Origin of the sequence: Janthinobacterium leeuwenhoeki (assembly GCF_051380795.1) — a bacterium.
Lineage (GTDB): Bacteria > Pseudomonadota > Gammaproteobacteria > Burkholderiales > Burkholderiaceae_D > Janthinobacterium.
Genome location: NZ_JBNYXT010000042.1, coordinates 1 through 14387 on the forward strand (window position 1 = coordinate 1; position 14387 = coordinate 14387).

Genomic DNA, 14387 nt, shown 5'->3' on the forward strand with positions numbered 1-14387 from the left:
GTCATCGCGCATGGTCATGACCACGGCCCTCTCTTGGGTAGTTAAATGTTTATAGCTGTTCGACATGCCGACACCTTACAGGACAAAGGTGTTGCACTTGGTTCTTGAGAACGCCCTTCCTTCATATACCGTTGCAGTATGTCGGCAAGAAGCAGGTCTTCTGCATCTCGGATGCTCCAATGCGATCCTTGATCCATTCCAGACTCAATGCTTCTAGCCCATTTCTGTGCTTCGGCCTTGGTGTTAAATGAGGCTACCTCTTCTGGGTAACCCTTACGCCGTACACGAGCTTGCCATACGCCCGACCGTTGTCGAATTGATGCCATACGCCTTCCTTGTGGGACAGACGTGGGAAAAGAACCGATTTTCTTCACTTTTGACGGCTTGTGCAGGCTCAGGCGGCGTCGTGGCGCATTGGGTTTATGGTTGCGTCAAGGAGAGGTGTTTCTCTAATCGGATCAATCACTTATCAATCTCCGCTGTCCAGTCGCCCGACTTGCCGCCATGTTTTTCCAGCACGCGCACGTTCGTCATGAGCATACCCCGGTCGACGGCCTTGCACATATCATAAATTGTCAACAAGCCGATTTGCACGGCAGTGAGCGCTTCCATTTCCACGCCCGTCTTGCCCGTGGTATCGACCTGGGCGCGGCAGTGCACGCTGTTGGCCGCCTCGTCGACTTCAAAATCGACGGTGACGCGCGTCAGGGCCAGCGGGTGGCACAGGGGAATCAGGTCGCTGGTGCGCTTGGCGCCCATGATGGCGGCGATGCGGGCGATGCCCAGCACGTCGCCTTTCTTGGCGTTGCCGGAAATGATCAATGCCAGGGTGGCCGGCTGCATGCGGATGGTGCCGGCGGCCACGGCGCTGCGGCGCGTATCTTCCTTGCTGCCCACGTCCACCATATGGGCTTGGCCCGTGGCGTCGAAATGGGTCAGTTCTCCGGCGGGGGCTTGCTTGTCTGCTGTTGTCATGGCGTCAAAATAGGTGAGAAGTGGGGGCGCGGCACGCCGGGCCACGACGTCATGCCACTGGCATGGCGCATGCTTGTTGCGTGGGAATGGGCGCCGCTAACAAGGTATGATAGCACCCGTGAATGCAAAAACTTCCCTCCCGATCGTCCTTGAAAACGCCGCTGCGGCATGGTTGCGCGGCTCCCGGCGTGCATCCATGCTGGTTGCATTGTGGCTGGCGGCGCCGTTTGCGCTGGCGCAAACGTATACAGCCGCTTCAGCGGCGCCGGCCGCCAGCAGGACGCCGCTGGCCGTGCCGCCGGCGCCGAATCTGCCGAATCTGGGCGATACCTCGCGCGAAGACCTGTCGCCGGCGATGGAGCGCAAGATTGGCGAGGAAATCATGCGCGGCATCCGCGGCGACCGCGATTACCTCGACGACGCGCCCTTGCTGGAATACTTGAATACTTTCGGCAACGCCCTCGTGGCGGCGCGCCCCAGCGTGCGCGGCGAAACGAATTACGACTATTTCTTCTTTGCCGTGCGCGATCCCCAGTTGAACGCGTTTGCCTTGCCGGGCGGCTTTATCGGCGTCCACTCGGCCCTGGTGCTGGCGGCGCAGACGGAGGCGGAACTGGCTTCCGTGCTGTCGCACGAGATCGGCCACGTGGCGCAGCGCCATATCGCGCGCATGCTGGGCCAGCAGCGCCAGGATGCCCTGATGCCGCTGGCGGCCATGCTGCTGGCGGCGCTCGCGTCGCGCGCGGGCGGCGATGTGGCCCTGGGCGTGTTTGCCGCCGGCCAGGGACTGGCCATCCAGCGCCAGCTCAATTTCGGCCGCGATGCCGAACGCGAGGCGGACCGCATCGGTTTCCAGATCATGGGCGAGGCCGGTTTCGACACCACCGGCATGGTGGCCTTCTTCGGCCGCATGCAGGCGGCCAGCCGTTCGTACAGCGACCTGATGCCTGCCTATCTGCAGACCCACCCGCTGACGACGGAACGCATCGCCGACATCCAGGCGCGCATCCGCGAGCAGCCCTACAAGCAGCGTGCGGACAGCCTGAGTTTCCACCTGGCGCGGGCCCGCGCCCGCGTGCTGCAGGATGACAGCGTGCAAGGCCTGTTGAATGCCAAGGCCGTCTTCAAGACGCAGCTGGAACAGCAAAGCCGCTTCCAGGTGACGGCCGCCCACTACGGCTTGTCCTTTGTCGCCGTCAAGCAGGGCAAGCCGGCGGAGGCGCAAAAGGAACTCGATGCGGCCAACGCCGCCCTGCACCAGCCGGCCGGGCCGAATGTGTTTACCTCGGGCGGCACGCAGAGCCCCAATTCGCTGCTGGCGGCGATGGGGCTGGAAGTGCTGTTGATGCCGGCGCAAAAGAAGGAAGTGGCGCAACAGGCTTTGAAGGCGGCCGATGCGGCGCGCCAGCAGTTTCCCCTCTCGCGCGGCATTGCCCACCAGTATGCGCAAGCGCTGATGGCTGCCGGCAAGCTGGAGCAATCAACCCTGTATTTGCGCGAGCAGGTACAGCTCTACAAGGAAGAGCCGGAACTGTACGATTTATTGGCGAAAGCCTATGCGGACCAGGGCAAGATGACCTTGCAGCACATGGCGCTGGCCGAATCCTACGTGCTGCAGGGCGCCACCATGGCCGCGCTGGACCAGCTGACGATCGCCCGCAAATCGACGGATGCAACCTTTTATGACCAGGCCGTGATCGATGCGCGCGAGCGGGAATTGCAGGAAAAGCGGCGCGAACAGATCAAGGACCAGAAGGACTGACCCTTATGCGGCTTGCGGCGTGCGCTGGAAGCCGAAGGTCTGCGGCACGGCATCGTAGCGCAGCGGCTGCACGGCAATCTCCTTGCCATCATGCAATAGGCTCAGCTTGCCCTGGCGTTCTTCCAGCCATGCCAGCAGGGCCTCGTCGCTGGCCTGCTGGCCATCGACGCGCAGCGACGCCAGCACGTGGGCCATGTCGCGGTCATCGACTTGCGCCACGATGCCGCCGTGGTGCAGGATCAGCGCGCCGTTGTCGCACAGATACGCTACCTCGATGGCCGCCAGCGGCGCGCCTGTCTGCAAGACAAAACCGTGCTGCGGATCGCTGCGGGCGATGTACGGCGTCGCTTCCAGGTTCACATACACGCGCTGCGGGCCATTCTGAAAAAACCAGCAACCGCGTTCGTCCTGGCCGTAATTGCGGTTGATAAAGTTCAACAGGGCCGCGTGGGCGATCTTGTCGCCGGGCAGTTGTTGCTGTTGCGCCTGCTGGTCGCGCATGCGCCAGTGGCCGCGTGCATCGAGGCCCAGCCAGCCGTAGCAGTGGGGCACGTTGGGCCATTTGGCCAGCGCCTGTTTGACGAGTTCATCCATGTGGTGCGTTTTCCGTGTGCGTTTGCGAGCTAGCAGCGTGACAGCTTTGCAGGGAAGAGGGCGCCGTGTTGCCGCCTTCAAAAAAATGGATCAGGCGCTGCGGCAGCCAGCGCGTGCTTCCCGGCAACTTGCCTGCGGCAAAGCCGACGTGACCGCCGTGGCGCGGATACTCGAGCGTGACCTTGGGCGCTGCGCTGCGCGGCAAGAAGCGCCCGGGCAGGAAGGGATCATTTTGCGCATTCAGCACCAGGGTTGGCACGGTAATGTCCGAGATGACGTGCTTGGCGCTGGCGCGGTGCCAGTAATCGTCGGCGTCGCGGTAGCCGTGCAGGGGCGCCGTGACGACATTGTCGAAGGCGTGCAAGTCGCGCGCGGCCAGCATGGCCTCGCGCGCAAACAAGCCGGGAAACTGTTCCAGCTTGGCCAGGCATTTCGGTTTGAGCGTGTTCAGGAACATGCGCGTGTAGAGCCGGTTGGCGCCGGACGACAGGGCCTTGCCCCCTTGTGCCAGGTCCAGCGGGGCCGACACGGCCGCGGCCGCATCGATGAAATCGGCCTGGTGCTGCGACTGGCCCAGCCAGCACAGCAGGGCGTTGCCGCCCAGCGACACGCCGGCCGCGTAAAATTTTCCCGTGGCGCGCGGGCGCAGTGTGCGCACGACCCAGTCCACTTCCTGCGCATCGCCCGAATGGTAGAAACGGGGCGCCAGGTTGGCTTCGCCCGAGCAGCCGCGAAAATGCGGCACGGCGCCCGACCAGCCGCGTGCGGCCACCTCGGCCATCAGGGCACGCGCGTAATGGCTGTTCGACGAGCCTTCCAGGCCATGGAACAGCACCACGAAGGGCTGGCCCGGCTGGCCGTCGACCAGATCGACGTCGACGAAGTCGCCATCTGGCGCTTGCCAGCGTTCGCGGCGGAAGGCCACGGCCGGCTTGGCGAGGCACACGGCAGGATAAATCGTCTGCGCGTGGCCGCCAGGCAGCCACAGCGGGGCGGTGTAGGGAGTGTGGTAGATAAGAGGCAAAGACATCAGTGCAGGATCTGCGCCCCCGTGGCATCGGCCGGCACGCCACCCGGGGCGATGGAGGCGTGGTGCAGCACGATGCGCCAGCCACGCGGCGTTTTCACATACACATTCGTGGCCAGCAGATGCGCCGGACCGCCTTCTTCGGTGGTGACGCCTTCGATGACGGTGTGCACCGAGCTCATCAAATTGTGCGTTTCATGCAGCTGCGCCGGCACGATGTGCAGGCCGCCGCCCGCCAGTATGGTTTCCCATGAGGCGCGGATGGCGGCATGGCCGATCAGGCGCGCGCCGCCCGGGTGGATGCAGACGATCTCTTCATCGTCGGCCCATAGCGCCATCAGCGCTTCGAGGTCGGCGCGGTGCAAGGCATCGTAGAACGCCGCTTCGACTTCGGCGGCGCTGCCATTGAGTTCTTTCAGACGTTTCATGACGACTCCGGCTTGAGCGGCTTATATGACACTCGGAAGGGCAAATGAAAACGGCGCGCTGGGGGCGCGCCGCTGGGCAGTTTAATGATGGCCGGCGCTGGCGCCTTCCTTCAGGGTGTACGCCGTGCCGCAGTAAGGGCACTTGGCGATGCCTTCCTTGTTGAATTCCAGAAACACACGCGGATGCGACGACCACAGCGGCATGGCCGGGTTAGGGCAGTGGGCTGGCAGGTCTTTACTGTCGAGTTCGACCGCTGGCTGGGTGGTTTTTGTCATCTTGTCATGCTCCGTGAGGCTGTATGGAAGGAAGTCGGCTGCTGCCAAAAGTACGATTTTAACGGATTCAGGCAGACAGCAAAAATCATGGCTAAAATGTCGACTCGATCATCTTCGGCTGCGGCGCGGGTTTTTGCGGAAATATGGCGCCTGCAGCGCCACACTGACTGGATTTGCCTTGCCGGTATTACTGTTGCGCCCATGCGCCCCGCGCACCATTGTTGTGCTGTTACCACAGTGCGCCTGCTGGAGCGCCGCGTGAGCACCGTCCCGGCCGCCAGCGACGATGCCCTGCTGAAAGATGCCTGGCGCGCCGGGCTGAATCTGGGTGCGCCCACCCTGCTGGGCATCGCCGCCTGGGGCATGGTAGTGGGCGTGGCCATGGTGAAAAGTGGCCTGACTGTAGCGCAGGCGGGAGCCATGACCCTGTTTGTCTTTGCCGGTTCGGCCCAGCTCGCATCCTTGCCCCTGCTGGCCGCGCAGGCACCCGTGTGGGTGATCTTTGCCACGGCCCTCGTCGTTAATTTGCGTTTCGTCATCTTTTCCGTGCTGCTGGCGCCCCATTTTTCCCATCTGCCGTGGCGCCAGCGCTTTGCGCTCGGCTATGTGGCGGGCGATATCACCGTGGGCCTGTTCCTGCAGCGCTACCCGCATGAAACGCCGGACCCGGCCAAGCTGCCTTTCTTGAAAGGCTTGATCTATCCCAACTGGCTGGCCTGGCAAATCGGTTCCTTCATCGGCATCGTGCTGGGCGCCGTCGTGCCGGCCGAATGGGGGTTGGGTTTTGCCGGCACCCTGGCGATCCTGTGCGTGACGGTGCCGCTGATCCTCAGCCGCGCCGCCCTGTGCGGCGTGCTGGTGGCGGGCACGGTGGCCGTGCTGGCGTTTGGCTTGCCATACAAGCTGGGTCTGCTGGTGGCCGTCCTGGCGGGCATGCTGTCGGCCATGGCCGTGGAAGAATTGACCGAGAAATGGAACAAACGCCATGTTTGACGGATTGGACTGGGGCAGGACCGATGTGTGGATCGCCATCGCCGTGCTGGTGGTGGCCACGGCCGCCACGCGCAGCACGTTCTGGCTGGTTGGCCATCACATCAGCATTCCGCGCAGGATCAACGAGATGCTGCGCTATGCGCCGGCCTGCGCGCTGGCGGCCATCATCGCGCCCGACATGCTGATGGAAGGGCAGCAAGTACACTTTGAATTGTCGAATTTGAAACTCTTGTCGGGTATTGCCGCCACGCTCTTTTTCGTGATCCGCCGCAATATGCTGCAAACCATCGTGTTTGGCATGCTGGTTTTCACGGGCTTGCGACTGTTGCATGTTTTTCAGTAAAGCAGGACAAATCGGGGATTTGGTCTGGTCATTGCGGTAAAATAGCGCACTTCCTTCCACTCGTCATCTGGATCGCCATGTCAGCTGTTCTCAACTTCATCCGTCTGCAAGATTTGATCGCCCAAAATGCACTGCAAGGCAAGCGCGTGTTTATCCGCGCCGACCTGAATGTCCCGCAAGATGACAGTGGCAAGATCACCGAAGATACGCGCATCCGCGCCTCGGTGCCGGCCATCCGCGCCGCGCTGGACGCTGGCGCTGCCGTCATGGTGACGTCGCACCTGGGCCGTCCGACGGAAGGCGAGTTCAAGCCTGCCGACAGCCTGGCGCCCGTGGCCGCCCGCCTGTCCGAGCTGCTGGGCCAGGAAGTTGCACTGAAACAGAATTGGGTCGATGGCGCCGGCCTGGACAACCTGGCTGCCGGCCAGGTGGTCCTGCTGGAAAACGTGCGCGTCAACAAGGGCGAAAAGAAAAACAGCGATGAGCTGGCGCAAAAAATGGCCAAGCTGTGCGATATCTACGTCAATGACGCGTTCGGCACGGCCCACCGCGCCGAGGCGTCCACGCACGGCATCGCCAAGTTCGCCCCTGTCGCCTGCGCCGGCCCGCTGCTGGCCGCCGAACTCGATGCGCTGGGGAAAGCTTTGCACGCCCCTGCCCGCCCGCTGCTGGCCATCGTTGCTGGTTCGAAAGTATCGAGCAAGCTGACTATCCTGAAAGCCCTGTCCGACAAGGTCGATAATCTGATCGTCGGCGGCGGCATCGCCAACACCTTCATGAAAGCCGTCGGCTTGAACGTGGGCAAGTCGCTGGTGGAAGCGGAACTCGTCGAAGAAGCCAAGGCCATCATTGAAATCATGGCCAAGCGTGGCGCGCAAGTGCCGATTCCCGTCGATGTCGTGTGCGCCAAGGAGTTTTCGCCCACGGCCGCCGCCACCGTCAAGGACGTGGCCGACGTGGCGGATGACGACATGATCCTCGATATCGGCCCGAAAACGGCCGCCTTGCTGGCACAGCAGATCGCTGCCGCCGGCACCATCGTGTGGAACGGCCCCGTGGGCGTGTTCGAATTCGACCAGTTCGGCAACGGCACCAAGACCCTGGCCCTGGCCATTGCCGAGTCGAAAGCATTTTCCATCGCTGGCGGTGGCGACACCCTGGCGGCGATTGCCAAATACGACATTACCGATAAAATCAGCTATATCTCGACGGGCGGCGGCGCTTTCCTGGAGTTCCTGGAAGGCAAGACCCTCCCAGCAGTTGAGATTCTGATGCAACGCGCCGCTTAAGGCGCTGCAGTCAGCAGTTCAGTACCAAGCGCAGCCTGATCGCTGCGCTTTTACCTTGCCGGATGCAGCATCGAGCCGGCCTTGCTCACTTTCGCTCGCGCACAAGGACTCCTATGCCACGCGGTACAAAAATCGTAGCAACAATCGGCCCCGCCTCCACCGACTTCGATATCCTGGTGAAGATGATACGTGCGGGCGTCGACGTGGTGCGCTTGAATTTTTCCCACGGCAAGGCGCAAGACCATATCGACCGCGCGGCGCTGGTGCGCCTGGCGGCAGCTGAATGCGGGCGCGAAGTGGCCATCATGGCCGACATGCAGGGGCCGAAGATTCGCGTCGGCAAGTTTGAAAACACGCGCATCGAGCTCGAAGCGGGCGCGCGCTTCATCCTCGACGCCAAGTGGGGAGAAAACGGCGAACTGGGCAACCAGGAGCGGGTTGGCCTCGACTACAAGGCCTTGCCGCGCGACCTGCACAAGGGCGATGTGCTGTTGCTGAACGACGGCCTCATCGTGCTGATCGTCGAGCGCATCCACGGCAGCGAAATCCACACCACCGTCAAGATCGGTGGCGAGTTGTCGAACAACAAGGGCATCAACCGCCAGGGCGGCGGCCTGTCCGCGCCCGCGCTGACGGCCAAGGATATGGAAGATATCAAGACGGCCATGAGTTTCCAGGCCGACTATCTGGCTATTTCCTTCCCGAAATGCGCGACCGACATGGAAATGGCGCGCCAGTTGGCCAATATCGCGGGCGAACCCTACCACCACAAGCCGATGATGATCGCCAAGATCGAGCGCGCGGAAGCCATTCCTGCCCTGCAGGAAATCCTCGACGCTTCCGACGGCATCATGGTGGCGCGTGGCGACTTGGCGGTCGAAGTGGGCAATGCGGCCGTGCCGGCCTTGCAGAAACGCATGATCAAGATGGCGCGCGCGTCGAACAAGCTGGCCATTACTGCCACGCAGATGATGGAATCGATGATCGTCAACGCCGTGCCCACCCGCGCGGAAGTGTCCGACGTGGCCAATGCCGTGCTCGATGGCACGGATGCCGTCATGACGTCGGCCGAGACGGCCTCGGGCAAGTACCCGATCGAGACGGTGGAAATGATGGCCGCCATCTGCGTCGAAGCGGAACAGTCCGAATACAACAAGCTCGATGCCGATTTCCTCAACGTTACCTTTACCCGCATCGACCAGTCGATCGCGTATGGCGCCCTGTTTACGGCCCACCATTTGCGCGTGAAAGCCATCGTGGCGCTGACGGAATCCGGTTCCACCGCCTTGTGGATGAGCCGCCACAGTATCGATACGCCGATCTACGCGCTCACGCCCAGTGTCACCACTTTGCGCAAAGCCGCGCTGTACCGCAATGTTCGGGCGTATCATCTGATGCAGAACGCCCCCAGCGCGCAAGTGCTGAAGCAGGCGGAAGAACTGCTGGTGGCGCAGGGCATCGTCAGCAAGGGCGACATGATCGTCGTCACCTGGGGCGAGCCGATGGGCCAGGTGGGCGGCACGAATGCCCTGAAAATCGTCACAGTCGGCGAGTTCGAGTAAGTTCTAATTTAGTTGAAAGAATTCAGGCGCCGGCGCGGTTATTGACCACCGCGAAGCGCCGCAACAGTTTCTATTGTTCTCTGGAGTATTACCATGTCTCTCGTATCCATGCGTCAACTGCTGGACCATGCTGCCGAAAACGGTTATGGCATTCCTGCTTTCAACGTCAACAACCTGGAGCAAGTACAAGCCATCATGGCCGCCGCCGATGCGCTCAACAGCCCGGTGATCATGCAAGCGTCCGCTGGCGCGCGCAAGTACGCTGGTGAAGCCTTCCTGCGCCACCTGATCGACGCCGCCGTCGAAGCGTATCCGCACATTCCCGTCGTCATGCACCAGGATCACGGCCAGTCGCCGGCCGTCTGCATGGCCGCCATCCGCTCGGGTTTTACCTCCGTGATGATGGACGGTTCGCTGGAAGCGGACGGCAAGTCGGTGGCTTCCTACGAATACAACGTGGAAGTATCGCGTGAAGTGGTGAAATTCTCGCACGCCATCGGCGTGACGGTGGAAGCGGAACTGGGCGTGCTCGGTTCGCTGGAAACCATGAAGGGCGACAAGGAAGACGGCCATGGCGCCGACGGCACCATGACGCGCGAGCAACTGTTGACGGACGTGGCGCAAGCGGCCGACTTCGTGCAGCGCACCCAGTGCGACGCCCTGGCGATCGCCATCGGCACCTCGCACGGCGCGTATAAATTCACGCGCAAGCCGACGGGCGACATCCTGGCCATCGACCGCATCAAGGAAATCCACGCGCGCATCCCGAACACCCATCTGGTGATGCACGGCTCGTCGTCGGTACCGCAGGAATTGCTGGCCATCATCCGCGAATTTGGCGGCGACATGAAGGAAACCTACGGCGTGCCAGTCGAGGAAATTCAGGAAGGCATCCGTCACGGCGTGCGCAAGATCAACATCGACACCGACATCCGCCTGGCGATGACGGCCGCGATCCGCAAATACCTGTTTGAAAACCCATCGAAATTCGACCCGCGCGACTACCTGAAGCCAGCCCGTCTTGCTGCAGAGCAAATCGTGCGCGCGCGCATGCAGGCATTCGGCTGCGAAGGCCAGGCCTCGAAAATCAAGGTCATCACGATGGAAAAAATGGCCGAGCGCTACAAGGCCGGCGAGCTGTCGCAAATTGTGAAGTAAAATTCTGTCTGGAACGGGCAGGAGGCCTGCGCATACAGCGTATCCTCGTGCCCGATTTTCTCGACCGGCAGGCATCCCCTGCCTGCCGGTTTCGTTTCATCCAACTATTCCCCCGCTATGAACAGCCTCTATCAGACTTCCATCCACTCCCTGCCATTGCTGGGCCACGGCAAGGTCCGCGACAACTACGCCGTTGGCGACGACAAGATACTGATCGTCACCACGGATCGCTTGTCGGCCTTCGATGTCGTCATGAACGAGCCTATCCCCGGCAAGGGCAAGGTCCTCAACCAGATGAGCGACTTCTGGTTCGAGAAACTGGGCCATATCGTGCCGAACCACCTGACCGGCGTGGCGCCGGAATCCGTGGTGGCGTCCGATGAAGTGGAGCAAGTCAAGGGCCGCGCCGTCGTGGCCAAGCGCTTGAAACCCATCATGGTGGAGGCAGTCGTGCGCGGCTACATCATCGGTTCGGGCTGGAAAGATTATCAGGACACGGGCAGCATCTGCGGCATCGCGCTGCCAGCCGGCCTGCAACAGGCGGAAAAACTGCCGGAACCGATCTTCACCCCGGCTGCCAAGGCCGAGCTGGGCGAGCATGACGAAAATATCAGCTTTGCAGAAATGGAAGAGCGCATCGGTGCCGACCTGGCCGCCAAGATGCGCGACGTGGCCATTCAACTCTACAAGACGGCCGCCGAATACGCCGCCACGCGCGGCATCATCATCGCCGACACCAAATTTGAATTCGGCCTGGACGACAACGGCGTCATGCATTTGATGGATGAAGTGCTGACGGCCGACTCGTCGCGCTTCTGGCCTGCCGATTCCTACCAGCCTGGCATTTCGCCACCGTCGTTCGACAAGCAATTCGTGCGCGACTACCTGGAAACCTTGACCTGGGGCAAGACCGCACCGGCGCCTGCGCTGCCGGCCGACGTCATCGAAAAAACCCAGGCCAAGTACTTTGAAGCCATCGAACGCCTGACGGGCGAGAAGCTGAAGGCCTGAGATGAGCGAGCAAAATAAGCCGCTGGTCGGCGTCATCATGGGCTCGTCCTCGGACTGGGACGTGATGCAGAATGCGGTTGCCATCCTGAAACAGTTTGGCGTGCCGTACGAAGCGCAAGTCATTTCCGCGCACCGCATGCCCGACGAGATGTATGCGTACGCGAAAAGCGCGCGCGCGCGCGGCTTGCGCGCCATCATCGCCGGCGCCGGCGGCGCGGCCCACTTGCCTGGCATGGTGGCGGCGATGACCATCGTGCCCGTGCTGGGCGTACCCGTGCCATCGAAGTACTTGCGCGGTGAAGATTCCATGCTGTCCATCCTGCAAATGCCCAAGGGCGTGCCGGTAGCCACCTTCGCCATCGGCGAAGCGGGCGCGGCGAATGCGGCGCTGACGGCCGTGGCGATGCTTGCCGCCAACGACGATGCCCTGGCCGACCAGCTGGAAGCCTTCCGTACCACGCAAACGGCCGCCGCCAAGGCCATGGTCTTGCCTGAATAATGTGTTTGAAAAATAATGAATAGTAAATCGACTTCCCCCTTGCTGCCCGCCGCCAACCCACCGGCGTGGCTGGGCGTGATGGGCGGCGGCCAACTCGGCCGCATGTTTGCCCAGGCTGCCCAGAGCATGGGCTATCAGGTGGCTGTACTGGAACCGTCGGACGCCTGCCCTGCGGGGCAGGTGGCGCAGCGCCTGGTCAATGCTGGCTACAGCGATGTCGCCGGCCTCGACGCGCTGGCTGCGCAATGCCTGGCCGTCACCACGGAATTCGAGAACGTGCCGGCCGACAGCCTGTCGCGCTTGGCCGAACGCGTGTTCGTGGCGCCGGATGCGCACGGTGTGTCGGTGGCGCAAGACCGCATTGCGGAAAAGCGTTTCTTTGTCGATTGCGCCTCGAAATCGGGCGTGCTGCCGGCGCCGCACATGGTGATTGCCACGCAGGACGATATCGACAGCATAGCCGACGACTTGCTGCCAGGTATCTTGAAAACCGTGCGCATGGGCTATGACGGCAAGGGCCAGTTCCGCGTGCGCACGCGCGACGAGGTGCGTGCCGCCTTCGCGGACATGGGCGAGGTTACTTGCTTGCTGGAAAAAATGCTGCCGCTGGCGTATGAAGTATCCGTGCTGACGGCGCGCGGCGTGGACGGCGAGTCGGTCGTGTATCCGATCGCCGAAAACGTGCACCGCGACGGCGTCTTGTTTACCACCACCGTGCCGGGCCCGAACGTGTCCGACGACTGCGCCGCCAAGGCGCAGCGCGCGGCGCAAGCCATGGTCGCCGAACTCGCTTATGTCGGCGTGCTGTGCATCGAATTTTTCGTGCTCGACGATGGCAGCCTGGTAGTCAATGAAATGGCGCCGCGCCCGCACAACAGCGGCCACTACACGATGGACGCCTGCGTCACCAGCCAGTTCGCGCAGCAGGTGCGGGCCATGGCGCGCTTGCCGCTGGGCGACGTGCGCCAGCATTCGCCGGCCGTGATGCTCAACATCCTGGGCGACGCCTGGTTTGCCGACGGCAGCGATGCCGCCTGCGAACCCGCGTGGGACCAGGTGCTGGCGCTGCCAGGTGCTTGCCTGCATCTGTATGGCAAGGACGATCCGCGCCGCGGGCGCAAGATGGGCCACCTGACCCTGATTGCCGCCACCTTGCCAGAGGCACAGCAGCGCCTGCGCGACGCTTGCCTGATCCTGGGAATCACGCCGTGAGCGTGTCCGCACACGACCTGGCAGCGGCCGCCGCCGTGCTGGAAGCGGGCGGCCTCGTCGCTTTCCCGACGGAAACCGTGTATGGACTGGGCGCCGATGCGGAAAACCCGGCCGCCGTGGCGCGCATCTACGAAGCCAAGGGCCGTCCATCGGATCACCCCGTGATCGTGCACGTGGCGCCCGGCGCCGACTTGGCGCACTGGTCCGAAGACATCCCCGTGGAAGCGCAGCAACTGGTGGCTGCCTTCTGGCCCGGTCCGCTGACCCTGATCGTCAAGCGCGCAGCGCATATCCCCGACGCCGTCTCCGGTGGCCAGGACACGGTGGGCTTGCGCTGCCCGTCGCATCCGCTGGCTATCGAATTGCTACGCACCTTCAAGGGCGGCAACGGCGGCCTGGCGGCGCCGTCGGCGAACAAATTCGGCAATGTCAGCCCCACCACGGCGCAGCATGTGCGCGATGAGTTCGCTGCGGAACTCGCCAGCGGCTTGCTGGGCCTGGTCCTCGATGGCGGGCAGAGCGACGTGGGCATCGAGTCGACCATCGTCGACCTGTCGCGCCTGGCCACGCACGGTCCCGTGCTATTGCGTCCCGGTCATATCAGCAGCGAGCAGATCGCCGCCGTCATCGGTCGCGCACCGGCCGTGGCGGACGCGGCCGCGCCGCGCGCCTCGGGCACGCTGGAATCGCACTATGCACCGCACACGCCTGTTGCGATGCAGCACAGCGACGACGTGCGCGCCACCTTGAACCGCCTGCTCAATGACGGGCGCCGCGTGGCCCTGATCCACTACTCGGATCTGCCGCCGGCCAGCGCCAGCGTGCGCCTGGCGCCCAGCCCGGAAAATTACGCACATGCGCTGTATGCCTCGCTGCGCACGATGGACCAGGTCGGCGCCGAGCTGATACTCGTCGAAGCACCGCCCACCGGCCCCGCCTGGCTGGGCGTGAATGACCGTTTGCGGCGTGCCGCGTTCGGCTCAAGTGGTATCTTGCAGCAATTCCTGTCCGCTTCATAAAAAGCCCCGAAAGGGGCTTTTTCTTGATGCAGCGCAATAGAGATGCTTGCCACGAAACATCTTATATCCTCCATAATTCAGGCGATCGTCCGCTCGTGACAGGGCGCCGGCGGTGTTGTTATTTCGTTGATTTTTAAAACATATTTTCTATACAAGCCTACGGAACGATGGCATATTAGTTGGGTAGCGAATAGCACGCCCGTTCGTTTAGAAACCAGAAAAAAGACCGAGGAGACAAA

General features: G+C 62.6%; 15 protein-coding genes. 10 read left to right on the forward strand and 5 right to left on the reverse strand.

Annotated elements, in window-relative coordinates; genetic code table 11:
- Nucleotides 1-462 precede the first annotated feature (462 nt).
- On the reverse strand, nt 463-975 hold the full coding sequence (moaC, locus tag ACQ4WS_RS22730) for a cyclic pyranopterin monophosphate synthase MoaC (RefSeq protein WP_436479281.1): 513 nt from the start codon (nt 973-975) through the stop codon (nt 463-465).
- Between the two features lie 196 nt (nt 976-1171).
- Between moaC and ACQ4WS_RS22735 the strand changes: the two genes are divergently transcribed.
- Nucleotides 1172-2737, forward strand: coding sequence for a beta-barrel assembly-enhancing protease (locus ACQ4WS_RS22735; RefSeq protein ID WP_436479282.1), 1566 nt, complete (start codon nt 1172-1174; stop codon nt 2735-2737).
- A gap of 3 nt (nt 2738-2740) precedes the next feature.
- Here ACQ4WS_RS22735 and ACQ4WS_RS22740 read toward each other — a convergent pair whose 3' ends face one another.
- From ACQ4WS_RS22740 to ACQ4WS_RS22755, 4 genes are all read right to left on the reverse strand, one after another.
- A complete protein-coding gene (locus tag ACQ4WS_RS22740; protein WP_436479283.1) occupies nt 2741-3331 on the reverse strand; it encodes a DUF2946 family protein in 591 nt (196 codons plus the stop codon).
- Nucleotides 3324-4361 carry a YheT family hydrolase gene (locus ACQ4WS_RS22745; RefSeq protein ID WP_436479284.1) on the reverse strand — a complete coding sequence of 346 codons (1038 nt, stop codon included), beginning with the start codon at nt 4359-4361 and terminating at the stop codon, nt 3324-3326. The genes ACQ4WS_RS22740 and ACQ4WS_RS22745 overlap by 8 nt, the downstream gene beginning before the upstream one ends.
- On the reverse strand, nt 4361-4786 hold the full coding sequence (locus ACQ4WS_RS22750; RefSeq protein WP_436479285.1) for a YybH family protein: 426 nt from the start codon (nt 4784-4786) through the stop codon (nt 4361-4363). The genes ACQ4WS_RS22745 and ACQ4WS_RS22750 overlap by 1 nt, the downstream gene beginning before the upstream one ends.
- Before the next feature lie 81 nt (nt 4787-4867).
- Nucleotides 4868-5062 carry a zinc-finger domain-containing protein gene (locus ACQ4WS_RS22755; RefSeq protein ID WP_436479286.1) on the reverse strand — a complete coding sequence of 65 codons (195 nt, stop codon included), beginning with the start codon at nt 5060-5062 and terminating at the stop codon, nt 4868-4870.
- Nucleotides 5063-5320: 258 nt separating this feature from the next.
- Between ACQ4WS_RS22755 and ACQ4WS_RS22760 the strand changes: the two genes are divergently transcribed.
- The 9 genes from ACQ4WS_RS22760 (at nt 5321) to ACQ4WS_RS22800 (ending at nt 14148) form a co-directional block, all read left to right on the forward strand.
- Nucleotides 5321-6055, forward strand: coding sequence for an AzlC family ABC transporter permease (locus ACQ4WS_RS22760; RefSeq protein ID WP_436479287.1), 735 nt, complete (start codon nt 5321-5323; stop codon nt 6053-6055).
- Nucleotides 6048-6398 carry an AzlD domain-containing protein gene (locus ACQ4WS_RS22765; RefSeq protein ID WP_436479288.1) on the forward strand — a complete coding sequence of 117 codons (351 nt, stop codon included), beginning with the start codon at nt 6048-6050 and terminating at the stop codon, nt 6396-6398. The genes ACQ4WS_RS22760 and ACQ4WS_RS22765 overlap by 8 nt, the downstream gene beginning before the upstream one ends.
- Before the next feature lie 77 nt (nt 6399-6475).
- Nucleotides 6476-7687: a phosphoglycerate kinase gene (locus ACQ4WS_RS22770; RefSeq protein ID WP_436479289.1), complete on the forward strand. Its 1212-nt coding sequence runs from the start codon at nt 6476-6478 to the stop codon at nt 7685-7687.
- 113 nt (nt 7688-7800) lie between these two features.
- Nucleotides 7801-9249, forward strand: a complete 1449-nt coding sequence (gene pyk / locus ACQ4WS_RS22775) for a pyruvate kinase (protein ID WP_436479290.1) — start codon at nt 7801-7803, stop codon at nt 9247-9249.
- Between the two features lie 93 nt (nt 9250-9342).
- Nucleotides 9343-10407: a class II fructose-bisphosphate aldolase gene (gene fba / locus ACQ4WS_RS22780; protein WP_071075342.1), complete on the forward strand. Its 1065-nt coding sequence runs from the start codon at nt 9343-9345 to the stop codon at nt 10405-10407.
- A 117-nt stretch (nt 10408-10524) separates the two neighbouring features.
- A complete protein-coding gene (locus ACQ4WS_RS22785) occupies nt 10525-11418 on the forward strand; it encodes a phosphoribosylaminoimidazolesuccinocarboxamide synthase (protein WP_436479291.1) in 894 nt (297 codons plus the stop codon).
- A 1-nt stretch (nt 11419) separates the two neighbouring features.
- Nucleotides 11420-11917 (forward strand): 5-(carboxyamino)imidazole ribonucleotide mutase, encoded by a 498-nt coding sequence (purE, locus tag ACQ4WS_RS22790; protein WP_436479292.1) that lies wholly within the window; start codon nt 11420-11422, stop codon nt 11915-11917.
- A gap of 15 nt (nt 11918-11932) precedes the next feature.
- Nucleotides 11933-13129 carry a 5-(carboxyamino)imidazole ribonucleotide synthase gene (locus ACQ4WS_RS22795; protein ID WP_436479293.1) on the forward strand — a complete coding sequence of 399 codons (1197 nt, stop codon included), beginning with the start codon at nt 11933-11935 and terminating at the stop codon, nt 13127-13129.
- Nucleotides 13126-14148 carry an L-threonylcarbamoyladenylate synthase gene (locus tag ACQ4WS_RS22800; RefSeq protein ID WP_436479294.1) on the forward strand — a complete coding sequence of 341 codons (1023 nt, stop codon included), beginning with the start codon at nt 13126-13128 and terminating at the stop codon, nt 14146-14148. The genes ACQ4WS_RS22795 and ACQ4WS_RS22800 overlap by 4 nt, the downstream gene beginning before the upstream one ends.
- Nucleotides 14149-14387 lie beyond the last annotated feature (239 nt).